The following is a 25,434-nucleotide window of genomic DNA, read 5'->3' as shown; positions in this document are numbered from 1 at the left end:
TTGGGTGTGGGGGGCGCCGGCCAACGGGGGCGATCGTGTAGGGGGTGGGGAGGAGGGCGTCGGTAAGAGCGGCGCTGAGCTGCATAAAGATGGGGTTTACATGAAAAGTTGAGTCGCGGGGAATAACTTTTGTAGGCTACCCGTTGTAGAGATTGAGTGACACAGGCTCAAGGTTGTGTGACCGAACGTAGAAGTTCTGTTACAGTAGCGCTCGGACGCAACGAGAAGTTGAGTCACTGACAGTCAACTTTATTAATTACCCCAAGATAAAAGGAGAAGAAATCATGGGACGCGCAGTAGGTATTGACCTTGGTACGACGAACTCCGTCGTTTCCGTACTGGAAGGTGGCGAGTCCACCGTCATCGCTAACTCTGAGGGCTCCCGCACCACGCCTTCCGTCGTTGCTTTTGCAAAGAACGGCGAAATCCTGGTCGGCCAGTCCGCTAAGAACCAGGCGGTAACCAATGTTGACCGCACCATTCGCTCCGTCAAGCGCCACATCGGCACCGACTGGAAGATCAACATTGATGATAAGGATTACACCTCCCAGGAGATCTCCGCTCGCACGCTGATGAAGCTGAAGCGCGACGCAGAGGCTTACCTCGGTGAGGACGTTACTGACGCCGTTATTACCGTTCCTGCATACTTTGAGGACGCACAGCGTCAGGCCACCAAGGAAGCTGGCCAGATTGCAGGCCTGAACGTGCTCCGTATCGTTAACGAGCCAACCGCAGCTGCTTTGGCTTATGGCCTGGAAAAGGGTGAGCAGGAGCAGACCATCCTGGTATTCGACCTGGGTGGCGGCACCTTCGACGTCTCCTTGCTGGAAATCGGCGATGGCGTCGTTGAGGTTATGGCCACCGCCGGCGATAACGAGCTGGGTGGCGATGACTGGGATCAGCGCATCGTCGATTGGCTGGTAGACCGCTTTAAGACCTCCCAGGGCGTTGACCTGACCAAGGATAAGCGCGCCGTGCAGCGTCTACGCGAGGCTGCAGAGAAGGCCAAGATTGAGCTGTCCTCCTCCCAGCAGGCCAACATCAACCTGCCGTACATCACCGTTGACTCCGATAAGAACCCGCTGTTCTTGGATGAGACCCTGACCCGCACCGAGTTCCAGAAGATCACCCAGGATCTGCTGGACCGCACCAAGGCTCCGTTCAACCAGGTCATCAAGGACGCTGACCTTTCCGTCGGCGATATCGACCACGTTGTTCTCGTTGGTGGCTCCACCCGTATGCCAGCCGTATCTGACTTGGTTAAGGAACTGACCGGCAAGGATGCCAACAAGGGCGTTAACCCGGACGAGGTTGTTGCAGTCGGCGCTGCCCTGCAGGCAGGCGTGCTGCGCGGCGAGGTTAAGGACGTGCTGCTTCTCGACGTCACCCCGCTGTCCCTCGGCATTGAGACCAAGGGTGGCGTGATGACCAAGCTCATCGAGCGCAATACCACTATCCCGACCAAGAAGTCCGAGACCTTCACTACCGCAGAGGACAACCAGCCTTCCGTACAGATTCAGGTCTTCCAGGGCGAGCGCGAGATGGCTACCGCTAATAAGCTGCTCGGCTCCTTCGAGCTCGGCGGTATTGCTCCGGCACCGCGCGGTGTTCCCCAGATTGAGGTCACCTTCGATATCGATGCCAACGGCATCGTCCACGTGACCGCAAAGGACAAGGGCACCGGCAAGGAAAACACCATCAAGATTCAGGATGGTTCCGGCCTGTCCCAGGAAGAAATCGACCGCATGGTCAAGGATGCTGAGCAGCACGCTGAAGAGGACAAGAAGCGCCGCGAGGAGCAGGAGCTGCGCAATAACGCAGAGTCCACCTCCTACCAGACCCGCAAGTTCTTGGATGACAATGCCGACAAGGTATCCGAGGATGTTAAGACCAAGGTCACCGAGGCTGCTGACGCCGTTGATGAGGCTCTGAAGGGCGATGACCTCGAGGCCATCAAGTCTGCAGTGGAGAAGCTGTCCACCGAATCCCAGGAGATGGGCAAGCAGATCTACGAGGCACAGGCTGCTGAGGCAGGCGCCGAGGGTGCTGCCGATGCTGGTGCTGCGCAGGGTGACCCGAACGTCGTCGACGCTGAGGTCGTTGACGAGGACGAGAACAAGGATGGCAACAAGTAATGACTCAGGACAGCGGAATGCCGCACAACCCAGGCGACCCGGAAAACACGGATCCGGAGGCTACCTCGGCTGACCGCGCTGAGGCTGCTGCCGAGCAGGCCGAGGAGGCCCAGGCTGCGCAGGAAGCACAGGCTGACGCCACCGAAGAAGCCGAGCTGGATCCCACCCTCGATGCTGACCTCGAAGAAGCGCTGGCAGATGTCAACGCTGATGAGGTAGAAGCCGAAGCAGCGGGCGAAGAGCCCGCAGGCACCGGCGCTAGCGATGTGGAAGCACAGTTGGCAGAACGCACAGAAGACCTGCAGCGTCTCAATGCGGAATACACCAACTACCGCCGCCGCACCGAGCGCGACCGCCAGGCCGTAATCGAGACCGCCAAGGCCAAGGTCATCGCAGATTTGCTGCCTGTCCTTGATGACCTGGAACTGGCTCGTGAACACGGCGACTTGGAAGGCCCGCTCAAGGCGTTTGCGGATAAGCTCCACAGCACGCTGGAAAAGCACGACCTCGCTGCCTTTGGTGAGGAAGGCGATGCTTTCGACCCTGAGGTCCACGAAGCCGTGCAGGACTTGTCCTCCGGCGATGAGCAGGTGCTTGGCACCGTGCTGCGCAAGGGCTACCGCGTGGGCGACAGGCTCGTACGCAATGCCATGGTCATCATCGCGGACCCCAGCGATGAGTCCGGCAGCTCGGAAGAATCTGAGTAAATAACATAAAGGGCGCCCTGGGAATTGACTAGTGACCTTCCCGCGGCGCCCTTTTACTTAACTTGTATCGATTCTCTTTGAAAGGAGGAGATGCCCAGTGAGCGCTAAACCCGAATGGGCAGACAAAGATTACTATGCGGATCTGGGGGTCTCCTCGTCCGCAGACCAGAACGAGATTAAGCGTGCTTACCGCAAGCTAGCGCGCGAGAATCATCCCGATACCCACCCGGACGACCCCGCGGCAGCGGAAAGGTTCAAAAAGGTTGCGGAAGCCTACGACGTGCTTTCCGACGCCACCGAGCGCAAGGAATACGACCAGTTCAAGGCCATGCTCCGCAATGGAGGCGGCTTTGGACGGATGGGAGGCGCCGGATTTCCCGGCGGGTTTCGATCCACGCGCATGGGTGGACAAGGTGCGCAAGAATTCGACCTCTCGGACCTCTTCGGAGGATCCGCTGGAGGAGCGTCTCAAGGCGGCGGTGTTGGGGATATCTTCGGTAGCGTTTTCAACCGCGGCGGTAGTGCTGGCCACTCAGCTAAACCGTCGCGGGGGGCCGACGTCGAAACGGAAATAACCCTCGACTTCCGCGAGGCCGCTAAGGGAACCACCATTCCCCTAGCGCTCAGCGGCAATGCGCCGTGCACCACGTGCCACGGCTCGGGCTCCGCTTCCGGCAAGACCTCTACCTGTGGCACCTGCAGCGGTACCGGTTTTACCTCGGAGAACCGCGGCGCTTTCGGTTTCTCTGCCCCGTGTAAGGACTGCGATGGCACCGGCCGCCGCATCACGGATCCGTGCAAGGATTGCCACGGCACTGGCACGGTTCACCGCACCCGCAATATCACCGTGCGCATCCCTGCCGGCGTCATCGATGGACAAAAAGTCCGCCTCGCCGGCCAGGGCGAAGCAGGTCCCAACGGCACACCGGCCGGTGACCTGTTCGTAGCGGTGACTGTAAAGCCGGATAAGGTCTTTACCCGCGAGGGCGATGACCTCCATGTCACCGTTCCGGTTTCCTTCACGGAGCTGGCCTTGGGCGATACCATCGCGGTTCCTACTTTGGATAACCCGGTGCGCGTGAAGATCCCCGCTGGTACGCCGGATGGACGCACGCTGCGGGTGCGCGGAAGGGGCATCGCCAAGCGCGGTGGCAACTCCGGCGATCTGCTGGTTACCGTGCAGGTTACCGTGCCCACCAAGCTCGATGCCGCCGCCTCCAGCGCACTGCGCACCTATGCTCAAGCGGAAAAGGACTCCGGTTTCAACCCGCGTGCGGGTTGGGCCGGCGCCGAGAATGCTTAAGGCAGGAGGTGTGTTAAGAAATGAGCACTGGAAAGGCAGAAGATTCCGGCACCGCGGTCTACGTCATCTCCGTAGCTGCGGAACTATCCGGAATGCACGCCCAGACCCTGCGCACCTATGACCGTATGGGCTTAGTCTCCCCGGCTCGTACCCGTGGCGGCGGCCGCCGCTACTCTGACCGGGATATTGAGCTGTTGCGCAAGATTCAGGCGCTGTCCCAGGACGATGGCGTCAACCTTGCCGGCATCAAGTCCATCATCGAGTTGACCGAAGAACGCGATCGACTCGAGGCTGAGCGCGACGCTTTAGCTGAAGAGGTCCGAGCCCTGCGCGAGCAGGCCGCTGGACGTCGCCCGCAGCGCAGTGGCGAGCTTGTCCATGTACCACGGTCCACTTCCGTGGTGATGTGGAGCCCGCGTACCGCGCGTGAGCGCAAGCGCTCCCGCGGCCGTGGATACGGCCAAGACTAACTCTCGCTCTGCAGACGAGTACACCCAACCCCGCAGCCAGCTTCCCCGCTGGATGCGGGGTTTTCTTCTGCCTGCGTACTCGCGGTGGCATGTGAATATTTGCAAAGGGGGTAACTGTAATCAGTGCGCATTGCAAAGTTTAGGGTTAGGATGACTAGCAGGTTGGTGATGTAAGACACAGGCAGGAATATTAGTGTCGCATAACACCTTTACCCGTAATTTTCTCCAGGAAAGGACACACAGCATGACCCTGTATGCAGCCCCGGGAACCGAAGGCTCCATCGTTGACTACCGCGAAAGCTATGACAACTACATCGGCGGCCAGTGGGTGGCGCCCGTCGATGGTGAATACATGGACAACATCAGTCCAGTAAACGGCGAGGTATTTTGCCGGGTAGCTCGCGGCAAAGAAGCCGATATCAACTTGGCTATCGATGCCGCGGAAAAGGCCTTCGAAACCTTCGGTAAAACCACCCCGGCCGAGCGTGCATTGCTTCTGCATCGCATTGCGGACCGCATCGAGGAAAACCTGGAAAAGATTGCGGTCGCGGAAACTTGGGAGAACGGCAAGGCCGTACGCGAAACTCTGGCCGCTGATATTCCGCTGGCCGTGGATCACTTCCGCTACTTCGCTGGCGCCATCCGCGCCCAGGAGGGCCGCCTGTCCCAGCTCAACCAGGACACCGTGGCCTATCACTACCATGAGCCGCTCGGCGTCGTAGGCCAGATTATCCCGTGGAATTTTCCGTTGCTCATGGCCGCCTGGAAGATTGCGCCAGCGCTGGCTGCTGGAAACTGCATTGTCATGAAGCCGGCTGAGCAGACACCAGCATCCATCCTGTTGCTCATCGATATCATCGGTGATCTTCTTCCTGACGGCGTGCTCAATATCGTCAATGGCCTGGGAGATGAAGCCGGTGCGGCACTATCCGGTTCGGACCGCATTGCCAAAATCGCCTTCACCGGCTCTACCCCGGTAGGAAAGATCATCAACAAGGCCGCCGCTGACAAGGTCATCCCCGTTACCTTGGAACTGGGTGGTAAATCCCCGTCCATCTTCTTCAAAGACATCATGGATGAAGACGATTCCTACTTGGAAAAGTGCGTGGAGGGCTTTGTCATGTTCGCCCTTAACCAAGGCGAGGTCTGCACGTGCCCATCGCGCGCGCTGGTGCACGAAGACATTGCGGATAAGTTCTTGGAACTGGCCGTTGAGCGCGTCAAGAAGATTAAGATTGGTCACCCACTCGATACGGAAACCATGATGGGTGCGCAGGCCTCCCAGGAGCAGATGGACAAGATCAAGCAGTACCTGGAGATCGGTCCGCAAGAAGGCGCGGAGACTCTTGTGGGCGGCCACGTGAACAAGGTGGAAGGCCTGGAAAAGGGCTACTACATCGAGCCCACCGTGTTTAAGGGAAATAACGACATGCGCATCTTCCAGGAGGAGATCTTTGGCCCGGTGCTCTCCGTAGCTACGTTTAAGGACTATGACGAGGCGATCACAATCGCTAACGCCACCAACTTCGGCCTTGGTGCCGGCGTATGGTCGCGCAGTCAAAACATCTGCTACCGCGCGGGCCGCGATATCCAGGCCGGCCGCGTGTGGGTCAATCACTACCACGACTACCCAGCACATAGCGCCTTTGGTGGCTACAAGGAATCTGGCCTTGGCCGTGAGAACCACTTGATGATGCTGGGCCACTATCAGGAGACTAAGAATATGTTGGTCTCCTATTCGGACCAGCCGGCCGGCCTGTTCTAAAGGCCGTACCCCTCGGATTAGTTCGCGCGCGCCACTTGGCCTAGGCCACGCAAGAACCGCGGGTCCTCCCAATAGGAGCCATGATCGCCAGGGAGGCCATCCGCGCCGGGGAGGGGAGTGGCACCAAAAGTATCAACGGTGGGATCGGGACCATGGATGCCGCCGTTAGGCCCCGTCGTAATAGCGATGGGGTCGTTGGCATTTGTGGCTGCCCAGATGCGGCCATGCAGTTCTGAGGCGTGGCCAGCACCCGTGCCAGGGCTGCCGACGAGCACTACGTCATCAGCAATTCTTTCCTGCTGTGCGGCATGCCCGGTGACAACAGAACCATAGGAATATCCCACAACGGTGCGCTTGGCCTGCGGATAGCGTTTACCGAGCGAGCGTTGAAACCGGGCGAGTTCTTGACTGGCAGTGTGCGCGGGAGTGGCGTGAACCGCACGGGGCAGGGAAGATGGCGCCTGGTAGCCTAACCACACCACCGCGGGCCCGCCGCTGGCCTTGGCTAGATTGCGGCCGCGGTCCACCGCGCGCTGCCAGGTTTCTGGATCGGAGGAGTGAACTCCTTCCACAAAGGTGGTAAGCGATGCCGGCGTAGTCCGGAAGCCGCCGGGGTCCACCATGGCTACGAGCCGTCCGTCGCTAGTTTCTAGCACCCGCATATCTGGGTTCTGCGCGGCTAGCTGAGATACGTGCTCGCTGGCTTGGGCAAGATTAATCTCGTGGACGGTATCCACTGGAAGATCGGAGAAGTCTTCCAGGCGAACGGGTGGAGCGACCCCGGCAGGCGTACATAGGGCATCGATTTCTTGGGAGCAGAGCCAATCCAGCGAATCGCCCAGCGCCCGCACTTGATTCAACAAGAGTCCAGCGGCGTTGGCCGCGGCGCCACTGCGCTCATCCACTTGTCCTAGAAATGCGATGATGCGGTCCTCGAGTTCCTCGCGGCGGGCCTGCAGGCTGGCGTGGAGTTCAAGGGTGGTGGCAACCTGCTCCATCTGGTGCAGCGGCTGGGTCAGCCAGTCGGTGTAGCTCGCCAAACTGGTGCGCGCGGCCTCGCCGGCGGGTCCACCCAGTGGTAGGTCGCGCCAATCCTGGTGTGCATCTATAACACGAAAACGCAGTTCAGCGTGTTCGCTGTGCAACGTACTAGCACCATTTTTTAAAGCCACGGATAGGGTCATCGCGCATCTCCCAATGCATGGCCCAGGCGGGAATCCACCCCGGTGGCAGTGACGAGGAAAGCCTCAACGGAGCGCAATTGCTCGGCCGTGGCGTCCTCCGTTGCGGCCACGGTGCTGGACCAGGTGTCGCGGGCCCGCTCTAGTGCGGCCGCGGTGCGGTAGGCGGTATCGAGCGCGGCCGTCGGCGGTGGCAGCGGAGGACGCGCCATGAGGGAGCGGACGTAATCGGGCAGGTGCGTGGGAATTTCTACATAACTCATGCCCCTAAGCCTGATGGACCACACAATGCCGCGCTAGGGGTTATGACGCAGCCTGTGGATAACTCCGCCCTGCTTCATTATTTTGGGAGGCATGAAGGTAGCAGCAGTGCAGTTAACATCCACCGGAAATATCACCGAAAACCAGGAACTGGCGCTTGCCAAGATCCGTGAGGCGGCCGGAAACGGGGCGCGGTTAATCGTGCTTCCGGAGGCCACGGCGCAGAATTTCCGCTCTGGGCGCCTTGATGAGCAGGCACAGACGCTCGAAGGCCCGTTCGCCACGGCGATCCAAGCGCTCGCAGAGGAGCTCGAGGTCACCGTCGTGGCCGGCATGTTCTGCCCAGCCGATACCGTGGAGCGCGAGGGCAAGACCATTAATCGCGTGACCAATACGGCGCTCATTGCCGGCCCTGGCGTGCTGGGCGGCTACGACAAGATTCATACCTATGATGCCTTTGACTACCGCGAATCGGATACGGTCTTGGCCGGCGAATCGCTGGTGGCCTTCGACGTGGATGACCTTATTGTGGGCGTAGCCACCTGCTATGACATCCGTTTCCCGGAGCAGTTTAAGGAGCTGGCCAGCCAGGGCGCGCAGCTCATTGTTGTGCCCACGAGCTGGGCGGACGGCCCCGGAAAGCTGGAACAATGGCGCCTGCTCACGGCCGCGCGTGCCTTGGACTCCACCAGCTATATCCTCGCGGCCAGCCAATCGCGCCCAGGCGGCGAGGCGGAGGCGGGCAATCTCTCCGGACCAACGGGCATTGGCCATTCCACCATCGTTGACCCGAATGGCGTGCGCATGGCCGAGGCCGGGTACGAGGATGACATCCTTTATGCCGACATCGATCCGAATGAGGTAGCGAAAACCCGCCGCGCCCTGCCGGTCGTGGCCACTGCGGACTAGGCCAGTGCCGCGTAGTCTTCCGGCTGCCAGCGCCCGTCGCGGCCCCAGCTAAGGAGGTCGATGTTCTGCTTGCCGACGCCCCTTTGAACCAACTCTTCCTCACCTTCCACAACTTCTTCGGCCGGTCCGACGAGTAGGAAGCGCGGGGGAGTGCCTGTGGATAACTCCACCTCGTTGACTACTACATCGGTCGGCTCCCCGGAGACCACGTAGTCGGCGCCGGATGCTAATTCGCGGGCATTGAGCAACCACGGGTCTTTTTCTTCCCGCACGATGCGGCGCACCGGTACGCCGAGCGCTGCCAGGTTCTGCTGGAAGTAGGTGTCATAGTGGGCGCCGGGGCTGCCCGCCACGGCAAAGAGGCGCGGTACTCGGCTGCGGTCATCATCGCCCAGCGCGGCGAGCGCCGCGCAGCGGGCTGTGGCCCAGCCGGTGCCGTAGGCGATGATGACCAGTTCACCTGCGCCGGCGTTCTGGAGGCTAATGCCGCCGGCGGGCTGGCCCAAGGTCCACCAGTCTCCGGGCTGCGCGTGCGCGAGGGACCGGGAAGCCTCGCCTGCGGTAGAGACGTGAAAGACCACCTGGCCGGTTCCGTCGCTCGGTTGCGCAGGGGTGAGCATCCGCCATTGCCCGGGCAAGTACTGCGTGGTCACCGGAAAGTGCTGCCCCGGTTGATAGGGCACAGCCAAGCCAGCCTCCACGCGGATGATGGAGGTCTCGCGGGTGGGGTGATCTACAGCTACCACTTGCGCCGAGTGCGCCGGTGCTTCGCCGGCGGCGTCGGATTCCCGTGCGGCGTCGGCCATCGTGGTACATACCTGGTGGATGACGTCGCAGGCAAAGTTGTATTGATACTGCGTCAGCGCCAAAACCCGCAGTCCCGCCACGAGGGCATCGTCAAAGCGGGAATAGATTTCGGACGGAAACCCATGCCGACGGTGATCGCGGGCGAGCTGGGTGAGCTTTGCGGAGACGTCGGCAAGCAGGGGCTCCCCAGGCTCCGTATGCTCAATCACCCACGCCAGCGCAGGCACCATCGAGGTATGGGTATCGCGCATCGACAGCGCAAAAATCTGCCGGGATTCAGGCACCGCGTTAAAGAAATGCTCGTGCACCGCATCGCGGTACTCGTCTGCGTAATTTCGAAAATGCTCGCCCAATTCCCACATGTCACATCATCCTAATAGTCAGCGCCCAACCGGGGGTCGAGCTACCTACTGAAAGTGTAGTGGGGGTGAAAAACGGGAGCCTATGTTGTGGCTCACTTGTCGGAAGGTATTGTATTCCCTATCCGTCTGCCCTCTAACGGGGGCAAGTCGCCATAATTGCACAGCTAGAAAGGGTCCTCATGGAAGATTTTTCCGCATATACGCTCATGCTAGATGTGGGCTGGATTTCTTTGCTCATGGTCATCGGCAACGTCCTGCGTCACCAGGTGAAGTTCATCTTCCAGGACCTGCTGCTACCTGCCCCGATTACCGCCGGCCTCATCGGCCTGCTGGTAGGTCCAAACGTGCTGGGCTGGATCAACTTCTCCGATAACTTGGGTGACTACACCTCCATCCTCATCGCGGTGGTCTTTGCGTCCATGGCCTACTCCATGGAAGTGGGCGGCAACATGGGCAAGGGCGCGCGCAATATGTGGGGCTATTCCACCATGATGTTCACCGGCCAGTGGGGCCTGTTTATCGTGCTGGGCCTCTTCCTCTTTGCGCCGCTTTTCGATACCCCGAATTGGTTCGGCATGATGCTGCCCGTCGGTTTTACCGGCGGCTTCGGTACCGCCGCGGCCGTGGGTGGCGCGCTGGAAGGCGTGGGCGCCGATGCCGCCTCCTCGCTGGGCTTTACCTCTGCGACTGTCGGCACGCTGGCCGCCATCATCGGCGGCGTGATCGCCGGCAACTGGGGCATCCGCAAGGGCAAGGTCTCCCACGTACCCAAGGAGCTGCCGGAAGAGCTGCGTCGCGGCTACATCAAGAATATTGATGAGCGCCCGTCTCTCGGCCGCGCTACCACCAACCCTTCCTCCATCGAGCCGCTCGCACTGCACTTTGGCTTCATCATCTTGACCGTGATGACCGCCTACGGCATCAATCAGGGTTTGAGCAGCATCTGGGAAAACGTCTCCGTGCCGCTTTTTGCTATGTCTATGGTGGTGGGCCTTCTCTTCCGTGCGGTCATGAATTTCGTCGGCGCCGAGGATTATCTGGATAAGGACTCCATTTCCTCCATTTCCGGCGCGGCCACGGACTACCTCATCGCTTTCGGCGTGGCTGCCATCGTCCCAGCCGCTATTGCCTCTTATTGGCAGGCACTTCTCCTGCTCTTCGTCTTGGGCACCATCTTCTGCGTGTTCTTCTTGCTGTGGTTCCCGGCCGAGTTCTTTGGTGAGCGCTGGATCGAGCGCGGCATCTTTGGCTGGGGCTGGGCCACCGCCACCGTGGCGACCGGCATCGCCATCCTCAAGATTGTGGATCCCAAGCTCAAGTCCGGCACGTTGTCCGAATACGGCATGGCCTATATCGGTTTCGGCCCGTTTGAAATCTCGTGGACCATCATCGCGCCCATGGCCGTCATGTACGGATTTACCGGCGTCTTCGGCGCCATTTCCTTGGCGATTTCCATCGGCGTCTACATTGCCTTCAAGGCCATGCGCCTTATGCCGCCGCGCGGCACTATCTTCCAAGAGGGCATCGGCCATGTAGGGCAGAAGCAGGCATAGCCCCGCTTGCCGACGACCCCCTCCTTCCCGCCTTAAAAACTATGAGATTGACCGCATAAAAGTTAAGAATATTTCTCGTCGGTGCGGGATTGGTGGAAACCCTCATGGCCGCGACCATGACCTATAGGCCGCGCTACCACCGTTAACATCGGTGAGAAAAGATTTTCTCGAGAAAGGGCATTCGATTGGGGGGTATCCCTGTACCTTAAATTTTGTTAGAATTAGCGGGTATTAATCTTTGTCTTGATGGGGAACTAGATGTACCAGTTAGATGCGGCTTCCAGGCGGGTGATCATCCTGGAAGCCGCTGTTTATGTAGCGGGCTGCGAAGGCGAGCAAGCCGTTACCGTGGAATCTGTGGCGGACCAGGCTGGTCTCTCGCCACAGGTGGTGGCTGAGGAATTCGCCACCGGTGCCGACATGCTCGCGGAAGTCCCCGCCTTCTTGGATCGTCGCATGTCTGAATACATGGTGGAAGCAGCATGCCACCTGCCGGAGGGTGATTCCGGCGGCGATGTCCTCATGCAGCTGGCAGAGGCCTACTTTGCCTACGCCCATGACGAGCCCGCCATCTACCACTACCTCTTCGAGCGGTACGATGCTATGGATGAGGAGCACGTCTGCCAATTTGCCAAGGGAGAAAAGTCGGGGACTCCGGGGGCGGACATGGCGCTGGACGTCGTCAAGCGCTTTGCCGAAGAACAGGGTGCCGTCGTGGCCCACGATGGAGACATCTCGCCTTTGGAAATCGGCCGCATCACCTTGGCGTGCTGGTCGGTCATTCACGGCATGGGCCACTTGAGTGTGATGGGTATCTTGCGCCTGCAACATGCCGTTATTCGCGCCGCCAATCTTAAGCAGGTCGATCGCCTCGTAGTCGATGCCCTGCAATATTGGTTTAAGAATAAGCAGATCCCGCAACGCCGCCCCATTATGAACGATGCCCGCGGCATTGTGGAAAAGGTCATGGGCAGCGAGCGTGAAAAACCCTTCGTGGCTCCGGATAACCTTGAGCAGATGGATCCTGAGGAAGCCAAGAAGGTCATTATTGAGGCCGCGCTGCGCGTGGCTGGTCGCCGCGGTGTCGACCGCCGCTTCTTTGACCACGTGGCCGAAAAGCTTGGTACCTCCAAAGACTTCCTGACCACCATCGTGGACAACGATTTCGCGCTGCGCGAGGCCGCAGAGGATCTCACCACCACGGAAATGGCCAAGATCTTCGAGGATTGCCTTGCTGCGCTTCCGGAGGACACCCCCACTGTAGACCAACTGCAGATTGTTGCGGCCGCCTATTTCAATTACGCGATGATGTACCCAGAGCGTTTCAGCTCCATTATCGCGCTGGCCAGCGGTTCCATCGTTCCACACAATGGTGATGGCAGCTCGCACCAGGGCATGACCAAGAACTTTGCCATCATGATGGACCTACTCCGCAAGTTTGTCATCGAGATGGGAATTACCCCCACCGACCAGCTGGTTTATATCAGTGCCTTGGCTGTATGGGCCGGCGCCAATGGCATTGCCCATCTGTGCAGTATCGGCGATTTCAAGACCTTTAATGAAGATCTCAAGTGGGCGCTTTTTGTTCAGGTAGTGACCGTATCCTTCTTTGCCATCGCGCATAGCTTGCAGATTCTGGGCCACGAAAACGAGGAATACAAGCAGGTTTAAAAGTCCTGCGCAAAGTTGAGCGCCCCACGCTCAAAAATATTTAGGTTGAGTGGAATAGGCTCAACTCTGGGTGCGTTGTGCTAAGTGAAGCCCTACAGTGGGTGAATAAAACTTAGAAGGAGCAACGCACACATGAACTCATTTAACCCCACCACTAAAACACAAGAGGCCCTGCAGGACGCCCTGCAAACAGCTTCCTCTAATGGCAACCCGGATATCCGCCCGGCCCATCTGCTGGCCGCTATCTTGAGCCAAGAAGGCGGCATTGCCGCCCCGGTTCTTAAGGCCACCGGCGTAGACCCGGATACCGTGCTCAAGGAAGCCCGCGAGCTCGTTGATTCTTATCCCAAGGCCGAGGGTGCCAATATGGCCAACCCGCAATTTAACCGCGACGGCCTCAACGTCCTGACCAAGTCGCAGGAGCTGGCCGGGGAGCTGGGCGATGAATTCGTCTCCACCGAGGTCCTCCTCGCCGCCATCGCCGGCTCTAAGACCGACGCCGCCGAGCTACTTACCGGCCGTGGTGCTACTTATGACGCCATCAAGGGTGCCTTCCCCTCCGTCCGCGGCGCTGCCAAGGTGACCTCTGAGAACCCGGAGGACCAGTTCCAGGCCCTAGAAAAGTACGCCACGGACCTCACCGCCCGCGCCCGAGAGGGAAAGATCGACCCGGTTATCGGCCGCGATCAGGAAATCCGCCGCGTGGTCCAGGTGCTTAGCCGTCGCACGAAGAATAACCCAGTGCTCATTGGCGAACCCGGCGTGGGCAAGACCGCCATCGTGGAGGGCTTGGCCCGCCGCATCGTGGCTGGCGACGTCCCCGAATCCCTCAAGGGCAAGACCCTCATCAGCCTGGATCTAGGCTCCATGGTCGCCGGTGCGAAGTACCGCGGCGAATTCGAGGAGCGCCTTAAGGCCGTGCTCGATGAGATTAAGTCCTCCGAGGGCGAGATCATCACCTTCATCGATGAGCTGCACACCATCGTCGGCGCCGGCGCTACTGGCGACGGCTCCATGGACGCCGGCAACATGATTAAGCCCATGCTGGCCCGCGGCGAGCTGCGCTTGGTTGGCGCCACCACCTTGGACGAGTACCGCAAGTACATTGAAAAGGACGCCGCCCTCGAGCGCCGCTTCCAGCAGGTCTACGCCGCCGAGCCTTCCGTGGAAGACACCATCGGCATCCTGCGTGGCTTGAAGGAGCGCTACGAGGTGCATCACGGCGTGCGCATCATGGACTCCGCGCTGGTATCGGCCGCCGAGCTATCCAATCGCTACATCACCAACCGCTTCCTACCGGATAAGGCCATCGACCTCGTCGATGAAGCAGGCTCCCGCCTGCGCATGGAGATCGACTCCTCCCCACAGGAAATCGACGAGCTGGAGCGCATCGTACGCCGCATGGAGATCGAAGAGCTGGCGCTGAAGAAGGAATCTGACGCCGCCTCCCAGGATCGCCTAGCCACCCTGCAAGGCGAGCTCGCGGACCAGCGCGAGAAGCTCGGCGAGCTCAAGGCCCGCTGGGCCAATGAGAAGAAGGCCATCGATGATGTCCAAAACATCAAGGAAGAACTCGATGACCTGCGCCGCCAAGCTGAAATCGCCGAGCGCGACGGCGACCTCGCACTCGCCTCCGAGATCAACTACGGCAAGATCCCCCCGCTGGAAAAGGATCTCGCGGCCGCGGAGGTCAAGGCCGCCGAGCAGCGCAATACGATGCTCGATGAGGAGGTAAGCCCGGACACCATCGCGGAGGTCGTTTCCGCCTGGACCGGCATCCCGGCCGGCAAGATGTTGCAGGGCGAGACCGAGAAGCTGCTCAATATGGAATCCGTGCTGGGCAACCGCGTGGTCGGCCAGAAGGAAGCCGTCACTGCCGTATCGGACGCCGTTCGCCGCTCCCGTGCGGGCGTGGCCGACCCCAACCGCCCGACCGGTTCCTTCCTCTTCCTCGGTCCCACCGGTGTGGGCAAGACCGAGCTCGCGAAGGCATTGGCGGACTTCCTCTTTGACGATGAATCCGCCATGGTGCGCATCGATATGTCTGAGTACGGCGAGAAGCACTCCGTTTCCCGCCTCGTCGGTGCCCCTCCGGGATACGTCGGCCACGAGGCTGGCGGCCAGCTCACCGAGGCCGTTCGCCGCCGTCCCTATACGCTCGTGCTTTTCGACGAGGTGGAAAAGGCCCACCCCGACGTCTTCGACGTCCTCCTGCAGGTCCTGGATGAAGGTCGGCTTACCGACGGCCAAGGACGCACCGTCGACTTCCGCAATACCGTTATTATCCTGACCTCCAACCTGGGCGCCGGCGGCACCCGCGAGGAGACCATGGACGCGGTGAAGAAGGCCTTCAAGCCCGAATTCATCAACCGCCTCGATGATGTGGTTATGTTCGAGCCCCTTTCTGAGGAGCTACTGCGCGGCATCGTCGACATCCAACTGCGCGGCCTGTCCGAGCGCCTCGACGCCCGCCGCCTGACCCTGCAGGTCTCGGATTCCGCCAAGTCCTGGCTCGCCGAGCGCGGCTACGACCCGGCCTATGGCGCCCGCCCGTTGCGCCGCACCATCCAGCAGGCCATCGGTGACAAGCTCGCCAAGAAGCTGCTGGCTGGCGATATCGTTGATGGCGACACCGTCCACGTGGACGTCGCCGATGGCGGCGCCGAGCTAGACATCGCCGCCCGTTAGTCGGCCGCACAGCGCCCGCCGCGCCAAATCCTGCTCATGCCCCTAGACTCGGGGGCATGAGCATTTTGGTCTCCCCGCAAGAACTCCGCGAATCCATTTATCACGGCGAGCGTTTCACCCTCTTGGCCACCCACTGGCAGCCGCAGCTGCGCCAGAGCTATAACGAATTCACCTCCCTGCACATCCCGACGGCACTATTTAGCGATACCGCCAATTCCTTCGCCGGCCTGCCCGGCTCCCAGGTAGGCCGCAACCCGCTGCCGGATCCGGATAAGCTGCAGGAGCACTTCCGCCAGTGGGGAATCCGCGAGGATCGCCCAGTCGTGGTCTATGACGAAGGCCGTGGCCTTTTCGCCGGCCGCGCCTGGTGGACCTTGCGCTGGGCCGGCCTGGACAACGTCCGCATCCTCGACGGCGGCTTAGCCAATTGGCGCCACCTGGGCTATACCACGCTTACCGGCCCTGGCAACTTCGCCGTTGGTGCCACCGCCGAGGTCAACCCGGGCCAGATGCCCGTGGCCACCATCGATGACGTGCGCAATCACGATGGCCTGCTCATCGATACCCGCACCCGCAACCGCTTCGCCGGCCGTCGCGAGAACCTTGACCTCAAGGCCGGCCACATCCCCGGCGCCGTCAATGTGCCGGAGCGCCTGTTCCACAACGATGGCCTGCGCACCTGGAAGTCCGCGGGCGAAATCCGCGAAGTGCTTTTCGACGCCGGCCTCACCCCCGACAACGTCCAAGGCGCCATCATCTACTCCGGTTCCGGTAACCACTCCGCCCTCGCCTTGGCCGCCATGGAAGACGCTGGCTTCACCGGCCTGCGCCACTATGTCGGTGGCTGGTCCCAGTGGTCTGCCAACCCCCACAACCCCGTCGAGCGCGGCGACCGCCTCACCGTCAACGGCTAATCGCCCCAGTCCGCCCCTCGCTTCGCCCTCAGCCTCCCGCGTCCGCGCGCCGAGCGCTGAGGGCTTGCTCGTTCCTACTACTATCGTGGGGTGATGGCTTTTCTAATCCTTGCTTTTGCGGTCCTTCTCGGCATTGCCGGCGGTGCCCTGCTGCTTTACGACGGCAAACAGCGCACCTCCACCCCTACACACTCCGCCGACGTAGACCCCAGCTCCGTGGAACCCACCCCCGCTGATGCCGCTCTCGCAGATCCCACTCCAACGGACTCCGCATCCACCTTCGCCGCGCCCGAAAACGCTGCCCCGGCCGAGCCTGCCGATTCGGCCTCGAGCGTGGCCCCCGAGCGTGCCCCTGCCGCTGACCCGGCTACCCCGGCCACCGAAGCAGCTGCGTCAGCTCCCGCACCGGAGCCCACTCCCGAGCCCGCGACCGAGACCCCGTCCCAGCAAGAACCTGAGCCAACTGACGAACCCGAGCCGGTCCCCGAGCGTGAACCGGCCCCCGAACCGGAGCACCAGCCGAGCCACGAGACCGCGAGCGAGCACCCCGCACCTTCCAAGCCCCACGCGCGTCACCGGCCGATCCTGCCGGGAACCATGCGCCGCGAGCGCCGCAATTGGGCGGAAGCCAAGGGATTTGAATTCATGAAGGCCGACCCTTACCTCGTAGACGAATGGACCAGGGGAGTGGCCTCCACGGGCGCGGCTCCCAAAGACATTGTCGCCGGTAACGTGTACGGCCACGAGATGCTGTTGATGGATATCGATGGCGTCAACGTCATGGCCATGCGCACCGGCGCAGCCTCCGACATGGTGGTGGACTTTCGTCGCTTCGATCGCGACGACGCGAAGGCTTCCGAGGACCTGCTTTTGGCCATGACCATCGAGGGGTTCGATGTGTATTCCTCGGATAGCGCCGTGACCGAGCGCATGGTGGACGAGCGCGTCCACGTCGCCCTCCAGCAAATGCCCGAGGCCGTTACCGCACTGTGGATGGAAACAGAGTGGGTCCTCGCACAGACTACAAAGCAGGCGCGCTCCGCGGAATGGGACGCGATGCTGCCGCCTCTCGCCCTGCTTGCCGACGCCGCCCGCGTCCTCCCCCCGCGTTCCTCTGCCACCCATGTGGTGCGCCTCGAGGAATTGGACCCAGCCCGCGAGATTCCCGCCCAGCCCATCGTCGAGGCCGTCGGCGGCGCGCCGGCCGCAGGCGCACCCGAATTCGAGCGACCCGTCATCCAACGGCCGGAAGAGCCGTTGCAGATGCCGTCTCGGGCCTACTCCGAAACCCGCGGCCCGGTCGAGCACAGCGCCCTCGGCGGCGACGAAGTAGACGCCATCGCCGACGGCCGCGAGCGCCCCAACCCCGATTCTCATACCGCCCGCCTGCCGCGCCAGCAGTTCCGCGCCGCCTCCATCTTCGACAGCCCCTCCGCCGACTCCACCACCGATGGCCTCCGTGCGGCCGACCCCAACCCAGTCGACACCACCCCGGCGAGCGACTCCGCGGCCGATCGCAACCAGGCCGACCCCAACCCGGCGAGCGACTCCGCGGCCGAGGAATCGGACCCGCGCCGGGGAGAGTAGCCTAGAGTCCGATACCGGCGGCCGGCCGCCGTCCCCGAACCACAACAAGGAGCAGATGACTGTGGATTCTCACACCACCAACGCCCAGAACGCGCACGCCCAGAACTTGGACGCCGCGAAGAAGGCCCGCCTCGCCGAACTGGTTAAGGAACTGGCCGTCGTCCACGGCAAGGTGACCCTGTCCTCAGGTAAGGAAGCTGACTACTACGTGGATCTCCGCCGCGCTACCTTGCATCACGAAGCTTCCCGCCTTATCGGCGCCCTGCTGCGCGAGTTGACCGCAGATTGGGATTTCGCGGCCGTCGGTGGCCTGACTCTCGGCGCCGACCCGGTTGCTACCTCCATCATGCATGCCGAAGGCCGCGATATCGACGCCTTCGTCGTACGCAAAGAAGCCAAGAAGCACGGCATGCAGCGCCGCATCGAGGGCGCGGACGTAGAAGGCAAGAAGGTTCTTGTCGTAGAAGACACCACCACTACCGGTAACTCCCCGCTGACCGCCGTGGCCGCGCTGCGCGAGGCCGGCGCCGAGGTCGTGGGCGTGGCGACCGTTGTGGACCGCGAGACCGGGGCCGGCGACGTCATCGCCGCAGAAGGCCTCGAGTACCGCTCCCTGCTGGGCTTGGGCGACCTTGACCTCGCCTAACGCAGATGGCGCGGCCGACCAGGCCAAGGGCCCGACCGAGTGGAACGAGGGCCGCCATGGCGTAGGCCCCTGGGAAGGTCCGCTGCCGCAAGGGCCGGAGGCCGCGAAATACGATCCAGAGCTGCTTGCCGAAGGCGACCGTCGCAACGTCGTCGACGCCTACCGCTACTGGAGTAGGGAAGCGATCAAAGAGGACATCGATAAGCGCCGGCATAGCCTGCACATCGCCATCGAGAACTTCGAAAACGATGCCAATATCGGCACCGTCGTGCGCACCGCCAACGCCTTCGCCGTCGATACCGTGCATATCGTCGGCCGGCGGCGGTGGAATCGCCGCGGGGCAATGGTCACGGATAGGTACCAGCACTTGATGCACCACGAGAGCGTCGAGAAGCTTATTGCTTGGGCGGCCGAGGAAGGCCTTACCGTCGTTGCCATCGACAACACCCCCGGTTGCGTGCCCCTGGAAACGGCCGAGCTGCCGGAGCGCAGCCTGCTACTCTTCGGCCAGGAAGGCCCCGGCGTGACGCAAGCAGCCCAAGATGCCGCGGTGATGACCTGCTCCATCGCCCAATTTGGCTCCACCCGCTCCATCAACGCGGGTGTCGCGGCCGGCATCGCCATGCACGCCTGGATCCGCCAGCACGCCGATCTGGATAATTCTTGGTAGGAAGATCGCTACACTAGCTGTATCTACCCGTGCGACTGGAGTGATTGAGGAACCGTGGAAGAAAAATGGGCCCACCGCGCCGAACTCGCAGAGGCCGCCATCAATGAGCGCCACGCGCACTCTGTGTGGGGCCTGCCTCGCACCAATCTAGCGGTGGTTAGCTGGCCGCCCACCACGAAGGAAAAACTCTTTGTCCACTGGCACTACTGGTGGCAGGCCCACTACCTGGACTGCCTCGTCGATGCGGCGCTGCGCAATAACACCAAGGTGCGCCGCTACCGCATCTATGACACCTTGCGCGGCATTCGCATCCGCAACCTCGCGCAGCTGACCAAGAATAAGTACTACGACGACAAGGCTTGGCTCGCGCTGGCCTTCGGCCGCGTGGAAGGACTGAAGAAGGCAAAGACGCCCAAGCGCCTCGCGGCCCTGCAGCGCAATATCCACGAAGGCCTCGATGAAACGCTTGGTGTGCTGCCGTGGCGCCTGGGCGAGAATTTCATGAACGTGCCCTCCAATGGCCCGGGCGCCATCATGCTCGCGCGGATGGGGCGCATTGAGGAAGCACGCCACATCGTTGACTGGATCTATGACCACCTGCTTGACGACGACGGCTACATCATGGACGGCGTCCGCATGCGCATGGACGGCCCTGAGGTGGTAAAAAACATCCACCCCTACTGCCAGGGCGTAGTGCTCGGCGCGTGCCTGGAAATCGTGCTGGCGCTGCGGGAAAAGGCCGGCGTGGGCGATCTGGAGCACATCGACAGCGTGTACGAGGCCGAGATGGCTTCCGAGATGATGGATTACATCATCCGCATCCGGGGCTTGGTGCAGACCGTGGCTTCGGGCATGGCTACGCCTTCGGGCGTGGTGGACTGGGAGACCGGCGATGGCGACGGTGGCCTGTTTAAGGGAATTTTGATGCGCTATCTTGCCGACGTCGCTGTGCGCCTGCCCGGCGATTCCCCCGCCAACCGCGCGACGAAAAAGCTGGCCGCGCGCATGGTGGTGGCCTCGGCCGAGTCGGTGTGGGAGCACCGCCTCGAGGTCGACGGCCTGCCGATTTTCGGATCCGACTGGTTGTCCGATGCGCGCCTGCCACATAACTACGGCTTCGGCCGGCGCACCATGAGTGAGAAGGTCGGCATCATTCGCGTAGATGAGCGTGATCTGTCCGTGCAACTCTCCGGGTGGATGCTGATGGAGGCCTGCGCTCGCGTGACGCGGCACATGTCTAAATAATCCACGCTTTTCAGAGGGGGATTGGCTCCGGAAATGAGCGGGTTGAAAATGTCACACAGTTTTTGCGGCAGAATTTTCGTGAAACGGGCATACTTGGGTGCTGGAACGTGTTTGACCACAAACCCACTTTTTAAGGATGGAAACTCATGCCAATTGCAACCCCTGAGGTCTATAACGAGATGCTGGATACCGCGAAGAAGAATGGCTTCGCGTTCCCAGCTATCAACTGCACCTCATCTGAGACCATTAACGCAGCTCTGAAGGGCTTTGCTGAGGCCGAGTCCGACGGCATCATCCAGTTCTCCACCGGCGGTGCCGCCTTCGGCTCCGGTCTGGCTGTGAAGGACAAGGTCAAGGGTGCTCAGGCACTGGCCGCATTCGCTCATGAGGCCGCCAAGCACTACGGCGTGAATATCGCGCTGCACACCGACCACTGCCAGAAGGAGGTACTCGATGAGTACGTCCGCCCACTGCTGGCAATCTCCCAGGAGCGCGTCGACCGCGGCGAGAACCCACTGTTCCAGTCCCACATGTGGGACGGCTCCGCTATTCCAATCGATGAGAACCTGGTCATCGCACAGGAGCTGCTGGAAAAGGCTAAGAACGCTCACGTCATCCTCGAGGCCGAAATCGGCGTCGTCGGCGGCGAAGAGGACGGCGTCCAGGCCAAGGCGGGTGCTAACCTCTACACCTCCCCAGAGGACTTTGAGAAGACCATCGATGCTCTGGGCACCGGTGAGAAGGGCCGCTACATGCTGGCTGCTACTTTCGGCAACGTTCACGGCGTCTACAAGCCAGGCAACGTGAAGCTGCGCCCAGAGGTCCTGCTTGAGGGCCAGAAGGTTGCACAAAAGAAGCTCGGCCTGGGTGAGGACGAGTACGCCTTCGACTTCGTCTTCCACGGCGGCTCCGGCTCCGAGAAGGAAAAGATCGAAGAGGCTCTGCGCTACGGTGTCATCAAGATGAACGTAGACACCGATACCCAGTACGCCTTCACCAACCCGATCGCTCGCCACATGATGACGAATTACGATGGCGTATTCAAGATTGACGGCGAGGTTGGCAACAAGAAGGTCTACGATCCTCGCTCCTACCTGAAGAAGGCAGAGCAGGGTATGTCCGAGCGCGTCATCGAGTCCTGCCAGGACCTGCACTCTGTGGGCAAGTCCATTTCCAAGTAATTGCCCTTAGCTGCTCCACACTGCTTTAAGTTGAGGCAGCCTCGCACATAGGCATGCCGAATGAGCCGCTTCCCCGCGTGGGAGGCGGCTTTTTCTTGCCTTCGGCTAGGGCCGTGTTTCTGCAGGCGGTGCTGGCGGGTGGTGGGACTGAGGGCTAAGAGCCAGGTGGCTATGTGCGGCGATTCGGTGGTCGGGCGGGGCTGGGGACGAAGCGCGGGGTATTGCTCCACGGCGGTACCCAGGCGACGCGGCCGTCGATGCGTACCATGCGGCCGCGTTCCGTTGGCCGGGAGGGGTCATCTTGGTTGACGGCGTTGTGGTGCGCGCACAAGGTGACCAGATTTTCTTGGTTGGTAGGCCCGCCGGCGGACCAGGCGGTGAGGTGGTGGACTTGGGCGTCGTCGGCAGGCGTATTGCAGCCCGGCCAGGCGCACACGGGGTGCTCGGCTGCGGCGAGCATGCGCTGTTTCCACGTGGCCATACGCTCGGTGCGATACAGATTTACCGGGCCGTGCTCAGGGTGAACGAGGCTGACATAGCCGCGCTGGGCTAAGGCACGAGCGACGAGTTGCGCGCCGGTCATGCGGGCGCCGTTGGTGAGCTGGAGGGTGATATCGGAGGCGTCGGAAGGCGCGGTGACGATGCGGTCGAGCTGGTCCAAGGTGAGGATGACGTTGGTGTGCACGGCCGGCAGCGCGCCGGGGTTGCCCTCGAGAAGGACCTTCTTGGCGGCGGCGAGGGGATCGTCCTTGTTGACGGAGGAGAGCACGCCCTTTATATCGGCGATATCGGTGGGATCGGCCGTAATGGAGATGGTGTGGGGTCCGTCGGGGCGGCGGGTATAGCGCACGCCGGGCTCGGGGCGACGGGGCGGATTGATCTGTTTGAGCAGCTTCTTGGCCACAGAAGGGATGAGGCGGGCCTCGGTGCGACAGAGTTCTAGGCGCAGGTCCCAGGCGCGGCTGGTGTCGCGCACGCGGCGGGTATAGGACTCGATGCTATCGAGCGTGGTGAGGTCATGGGCGCGGCTGCGGGCGGCGTCGCGAGCGAGGCGTTGCTTGCGGGAATTGGACGTGCGGCCGAAATAGGCGTGCTGCAGGCGGGCGAGCTGGGCGGCCAGAAGCGGGCTGGCCCCGGCCTCGAGAAGTGAGTCTTCGGAGCAGCCCTGGAATTCGGCGACGAGATCGACGCCGCGGCGGCATAGCAAGAGAAATTCGGTGTTCACACGGCCGAAGCTAAAGGGCACGCGAGGGCCGAACAAGCGGTGCGCGGCCGGCAAGGGCGAAATTGTGGATAGGTGGGGAAAAAGGGGGCGTCGGCAAGAGCTATCCACAAGCCGGCCGGCGGCCGAGATGCGCGGGGACGGCGGCGATGGTAAGGGCGGTCTTCTATGCTGGAAGGCATGTCGGAAGCGAAGGAAAGAGTCTCAACGCGGCAAAAGCTGCGGGTGATTGACCGCTCGGTGCTCTCGCGGGTAAACCGCATCCGTTCGCGGTTTGTCTACATCGTCCAGGCGACTATCGGCGCGGCGCTCGCGTACTGGGTAGCCGGCGATGTGGTGGGGCACCCGCAGCCGTTCTTCGCACCGATTTCCGCGGTCATCATTCTGGGGCTTTCGGGCGGGGACAGGATGAAAAAGGCGCTGGAAATGTCGATTGGCGGCATCATTGGCGTGGCCGTGGGCGATTTACTTTTCCAAATCGTGGGCCAAGGGCCGTTCCAGATTTTCTTCATTGTGGGCGCGGGCCTGGTGGTGGGCTCGTTTTTGACCAAGTCGCCGCTGGTGACCAACCAGATTGTCTTTGGCGCGATTTTGATCGCCACGATTTTCCCACCCACAGAGGGCCCAGGCGGCCTGCACCGCGCGATTGACGCGATGATCGGCTCTGGCATTGGCCTTATCACCATTGCGCTCATTCCTAATTCCCCGTTGGTGGAGGCGCGGCGCGAGGTCTCGAAGGTGTTAAAAATTGCCTCGAGCATTCTTGCCGACGTCACGTATGGCATCCGCCACCAAGACCCCGCCGTCATCCGCGATGCGCGCGAGGCGGTACGCGGTACGCAAAATAGCATCAATACTCTGCTGAGCGCGGCGCAATCGGGTAGGGAGGCCTCGGAGGTCTCGCCGCTGTTGTGGGCCTCGCGGCGCAGCATTCGCTCGCTGGAGCGCATCCTCATGCCGGTGGATAACGCGGTGCGCGGGGTACGCGTGCTCTCGCGCCAGGCGCTGGGCCTGACGGAGGACCGCGATAAGGTTTCGGAGGAGCAGCTGGAGTTGCTCGATGAGCTTTCCGACGTCATCCTCGCTATCAGCGAGCTCTACGGCCAAGGCAAACAGCACGGACACGACGAGGCGATTGAGATTCCGGACCTTGTGCAACGCCTGCGCATCGTGGGCGGGCGCGCCGGGCTGGACATTATCGATAAAGAAGGCACACTCTCGGCCTATATGATTCTGGGCCAAACGCGCTCCCTCGTGGTGGACATGCTGATGGTGTGCGGGTTGTCGCGTGAGTCGGCCGTGGCGCACCTGGTGCCGACCTCGCAGCACCCGGCCTACCCGCCGGAGGTGTGGGGGCGCGAGGACTAGCGTCCTCGCGCGTAGATAAAGACGCCGTGCGCAATGAGTGACGTCGCGCGGGGCTAAGGACGGACGATCTGGAGGTCGCGCAGGTGGCGGTAGAAGGTCACGCGGGTCACCGGCCGCTTGTGAGGGACCGAATCGACGATGACGCGCAGCTGTGGGCCGCCGGCCTGGACGGCGCGGCCGGTGCGCACGGATTCGGGGTCGAGCTGGCCGGGCTTGCGCAGGAGCGAGCGGAGGCGGCCCTGCGACTCGACGGGGGAGGTGGCGCGGGCGGCGAGGATGCCGGGGGCGTCGGTCATCGGGACGAGGCGCGCGCCAAAGGTTTTGGGGGAAGTGGCGGCTAGGGTGTGGTCGTCGATGATGACTTCGCCGGTGAAAGAGCCATTTGCGGCGTCTGAGATGGTGGCGGAGCCGGCGACGGCGAGGCCGGAATCGTTGCGGATGAGCGGCGCAGGGCGGACCGGGGCCGTGCGGGCGAAGTCGAGGGCCTCGGCCGGGGAGGTGGGAATTCCCCAGTTCTGCGCGGCCGCGGATGTGGCGGATGCGGGGGAGGCGGTCGGCGCGGTGGTTGAGGGGGCAGAGGCTGCGGCCGAGGGGACGGGGATGAAAGCGACCTCGGCCCAGAGGCGGTCGGAGCGCATGAGGCGGGTCAGCACGGCCGAGAGGGCGGCGTCGGAGCCGGCGACGACGATGCGGGCGGGCTCAGCTAAGTGTGGGGCTTGTGGGGCAGGTTCGGGGGCGCCGAGGTGGCGGACGTCGGGTTGCGCGGCAATGTCATCGAGGGAGGGAGTG

Annotated in this window: 21 protein-coding genes; 16 read left to right on the top strand and 5 right to left on the bottom strand. The window is 62.0% G+C overall.

The features are described 5' to 3' along the window. Positions 1-284 precede the first annotated feature (284 nt). The 5 genes from dnaK to MHY22_RS11300 all read left to right on the top strand — a co-directional run bounded on the left by dnaK (position 285) and on the right by MHY22_RS11300 (position 6,380). Positions 285-2,135 (top strand): molecular chaperone DnaK, encoded by a 1,851-nt coding sequence (gene dnaK, locus MHY22_RS11320; RefSeq protein WP_005325523.1) that lies wholly within the window; start codon positions 285-287, stop codon positions 2,133-2,135. Further along, positions 2,135-2,842 (top strand): nucleotide exchange factor GrpE, encoded by a 708-nt coding sequence (gene grpE / locus MHY22_RS11315; RefSeq protein ID WP_239279380.1) that lies wholly within the window; start codon positions 2,135-2,137, stop codon positions 2,840-2,842. Before dnaK ends, grpE begins: the two co-directional genes overlap by 1 nt. Before the next feature lie 97 nt (positions 2,843-2,939). Beyond that, positions 2,940-4,145, top strand: coding sequence for a molecular chaperone DnaJ (dnaJ, locus tag MHY22_RS11310; protein WP_239279379.1), 1,206 nt, complete (start codon positions 2,940-2,942; stop codon positions 4,143-4,145). A gap of 20 nt (positions 4,146-4,165) precedes the next feature. Then, the gene (locus tag MHY22_RS11305; protein WP_049378992.1) at positions 4,166-4,615 is read left to right on the top strand and encodes a heat shock protein transcriptional repressor HspR; all 450 of its coding nucleotides are present in this window, start codon (positions 4,166-4,168) and stop codon (positions 4,613-4,615) included. A 244-nt stretch (positions 4,616-4,859) separates the two neighbouring features. Next, the gene (locus tag MHY22_RS11300; protein ID WP_239279378.1) at positions 4,860-6,380 is read left to right on the top strand and encodes an aldehyde dehydrogenase family protein; all 1,521 of its coding nucleotides are present in this window, start codon (positions 4,860-4,862) and stop codon (positions 6,378-6,380) included. A 17-nt stretch (positions 6,381-6,397) separates the two neighbouring features. Here MHY22_RS11300 and MHY22_RS11295 read toward each other — a convergent pair whose 3' ends face one another. Continuing rightward, positions 6,398-7,564: an alpha/beta hydrolase gene (locus MHY22_RS11295; protein WP_239279377.1), complete on the bottom strand. Its 1,167-nt coding sequence runs from the start codon at positions 7,562-7,564 to the stop codon at positions 6,398-6,400. Then, positions 7,561-7,824, bottom strand: a complete 264-nt coding sequence (locus tag MHY22_RS11290; protein ID WP_239279376.1) for a hypothetical protein — start codon at positions 7,822-7,824, stop codon at positions 7,561-7,563. The genes MHY22_RS11295 and MHY22_RS11290 overlap by 4 nt, the downstream gene beginning before the upstream one ends. Before the next feature lie 91 nt (positions 7,825-7,915). On the opposite strand from MHY22_RS11290, the gene MHY22_RS11285 reads away from it, so the two are divergent. Continuing rightward, positions 7,916-8,731 carry a carbon-nitrogen hydrolase family protein gene (locus MHY22_RS11285; RefSeq protein WP_239279375.1) on the top strand — a complete coding sequence of 272 codons (816 nt, stop codon included), beginning with the start codon at positions 7,916-7,918 and terminating at the stop codon, positions 8,729-8,731. Here MHY22_RS11285 and MHY22_RS11280 read toward each other — a convergent pair. Beyond that, positions 8,728-9,900, bottom strand: coding sequence for a 2-polyprenylphenol hydroxylase (locus MHY22_RS11280; protein ID WP_239279374.1), 1,173 nt, complete (start codon positions 9,898-9,900; stop codon positions 8,728-8,730). The two genes, MHY22_RS11285 and MHY22_RS11280, sit on opposite strands and share 4 nt — an antisense overlap. A gap of 179 nt (positions 9,901-10,079) precedes the next feature. Between MHY22_RS11280 and MHY22_RS11275 the strand changes: the two genes are divergently transcribed. The 9 genes from MHY22_RS11275 (at position 10,080) to fbaA (ending at position 22,055) form a co-directional block, all read left to right on the top strand. Further along, entirely contained in the window at positions 10,080-11,453 is a 1,374-nt protein-coding gene (locus tag MHY22_RS11275; RefSeq protein WP_239279373.1) for a sodium/glutamate symporter, read from the top strand. 258 nt (positions 11,454-11,711) lie between these two features. After that, positions 11,712-13,124, top strand: coding sequence for a TetR/AcrR family transcriptional regulator (locus tag MHY22_RS11270; RefSeq protein ID WP_239279372.1), 1,413 nt, complete (start codon positions 11,712-11,714; stop codon positions 13,122-13,124). A gap of 132 nt (positions 13,125-13,256) precedes the next feature. After that, entirely contained in the window at positions 13,257-15,812 is a 2,556-nt protein-coding gene (gene clpB / locus MHY22_RS11265) for an ATP-dependent chaperone ClpB (protein ID WP_179387042.1), read from the top strand. A 56-nt stretch (positions 15,813-15,868) separates the two neighbouring features. Then, positions 15,869-16,726: a sulfurtransferase gene (locus tag MHY22_RS11260; protein WP_005329334.1), complete on the top strand. Its 858-nt coding sequence runs from the start codon at positions 15,869-15,871 to the stop codon at positions 16,724-16,726. Positions 16,727-16,819: 93 nt separating this feature from the next. After that, on the top strand, positions 16,820-18,313 hold the full coding sequence (locus MHY22_RS11255) for a hypothetical protein (protein ID WP_239279371.1): 1,494 nt from the start codon (positions 16,820-16,822) through the stop codon (positions 18,311-18,313). A 55-nt stretch (positions 18,314-18,368) separates the two neighbouring features. Then, on the top strand, positions 18,369-18,959 hold the full coding sequence (pyrE, locus tag MHY22_RS11250) for an orotate phosphoribosyltransferase (RefSeq protein ID WP_239279370.1): 591 nt from the start codon (positions 18,369-18,371) through the stop codon (positions 18,957-18,959). Continuing rightward, positions 18,946-19,629, top strand: a complete 684-nt coding sequence (locus MHY22_RS11245) for a TrmH family RNA methyltransferase (protein WP_239279369.1) — start codon at positions 18,946-18,948, stop codon at positions 19,627-19,629. The genes pyrE and MHY22_RS11245 overlap by 14 nt, the downstream gene beginning before the upstream one ends. A 54-nt stretch (positions 19,630-19,683) precedes the next feature. After that, positions 19,684-20,874, top strand: coding sequence for a glycoside hydrolase family 76 protein (locus MHY22_RS11240; protein ID WP_239279368.1), 1,191 nt, complete (start codon positions 19,684-19,686; stop codon positions 20,872-20,874). A 146-nt stretch (positions 20,875-21,020) separates the two neighbouring features. Continuing rightward, on the top strand, positions 21,021-22,055 hold the full coding sequence (gene fbaA, locus MHY22_RS11235; RefSeq protein ID WP_239279367.1) for a class II fructose-bisphosphate aldolase: 1,035 nt from the start codon (positions 21,021-21,023) through the stop codon (positions 22,053-22,055). Positions 22,056-22,224: 169 nt separating this feature from the next. Here the strand turns inward: fbaA and MHY22_RS11230 are convergent, their stop codons facing one another. Then, a complete protein-coding gene (locus MHY22_RS11230) occupies positions 22,225-23,280 on the bottom strand; it encodes an HNH endonuclease signature motif containing protein (protein WP_239279366.1) in 1,056 nt (351 codons plus the stop codon). A gap of 165 nt (positions 23,281-23,445) precedes the next feature. Here MHY22_RS11230 and MHY22_RS11225 point away from each other — a divergent pair, with 165 nt between their 5' ends. Continuing rightward, on the top strand, positions 23,446-24,645 hold the full coding sequence (locus MHY22_RS11225) for an aromatic acid exporter family protein (RefSeq protein WP_239279365.1): 1,200 nt from the start codon (positions 23,446-23,448) through the stop codon (positions 24,643-24,645). Between the two features lie 53 nt (positions 24,646-24,698). Here MHY22_RS11225 and MHY22_RS11220 read toward each other — a convergent pair. Continuing rightward, a partial coding sequence (locus tag MHY22_RS11220) for a hypothetical protein (protein WP_239279364.1) occupies positions 24,699-25,434 on the bottom strand: 736 nt, incomplete at its 5' end.

The organism is Corynebacterium sp. ACRPO (genome assembly GCF_022347205.1).
In the GTDB taxonomy this organism is placed as follows: domain Bacteria; phylum Actinomycetota; class Actinomycetes; order Mycobacteriales; family Mycobacteriaceae; genus Corynebacterium.
Note: the sequence above shows the minus strand (reverse complement) of the source record. Positions and strands in the feature narration are given on the sequence as shown.